The following is a 906-nucleotide window of genomic DNA, read 5'->3' on the forward strand; positions in this document are numbered from 1 at the left end:
GTGGAGCCAGTCGGGATCGAACCGACGACCCCCTGCTTGCAAAGCAGGCGCTCTCCCAGCTGAGCTATAGCCCCTTTCCACGAAGCATCATTTCCCGCTCGTCGCATTATTCCACGCCGCGGACGCCGATGCGGCAAGCGTGGTACGAATTTGTTTCAGCCAACAATGTCAAAGAACCGTCCTCATCTTGTTTGAGGACCAGGTCGTTTCCGACCATGTTTCAAACGATAACCGGCGAATTCGAACTCGTCAACACCAAAAATCAAAAAAATATAATATTTTCAATGACTTAATTGAGTTTGCACACCTCTCCTGTTCACGGAAAATTCCGCGCCGGAAAATAGGTAAAGTTGAAGTTCATCCCGCCTCTCGCGGGTCCGCTATCGTCGTCGTCCATGTCTTTCCTTTCCCGGAGGCGTAAAAAAACCGGACCCTTCCGTTTTCGTTGGAAGGATCCGGTTTAAAACCGACCGGGATTTTGCTTTCCTCGCTTAGTCCCTGTAGCCCTCCGTAGCAGCGCGCATGCCAATCACGCCCCTTGCCGTCCCGGCGGTTGCGTTCTGATTGACTGCGATATTGCGTACGTGCGCCATCTGAAATTTCGAATTCCTCTGTTTCGAGCACCATGCCCGAGGTCTTCATATAGAACGACTTTTAAGAATTCGTCAAGGCGAATTCCGGTTGACCGCCGGAACATAGAATTCGAAGTCACGTCATTCGCCGAAAAGGACTTCTTTACATTTTTGCAAATTACTCCCGGCATCGCCTCTCCTGGTCCTGCCGATTAACGTCTTCCCTGCCCTAAAAAACGGGGTTTCCAGAGCACAGTTCAGATGAATGACGCCCTCCCGGCCCAGTCTTCGTCACCGCCGTTGCGTTGATCCAGAAGCGCGGCAAACCCCTTCC

General features: G+C 52.0%; 1 tRNA gene. It reads right to left on the reverse strand.

The window, feature by feature from the left end:
• Position 1: 1 nt before the first annotated feature.
• Positions 2–74 (reverse strand) — tRNA-Ala (locus E1297_RS01340).
• Positions 75–906 lie beyond the last annotated feature (832 nt).

Source organism: Roseibium sp. RKSG952 (assembly GCF_009711355.1).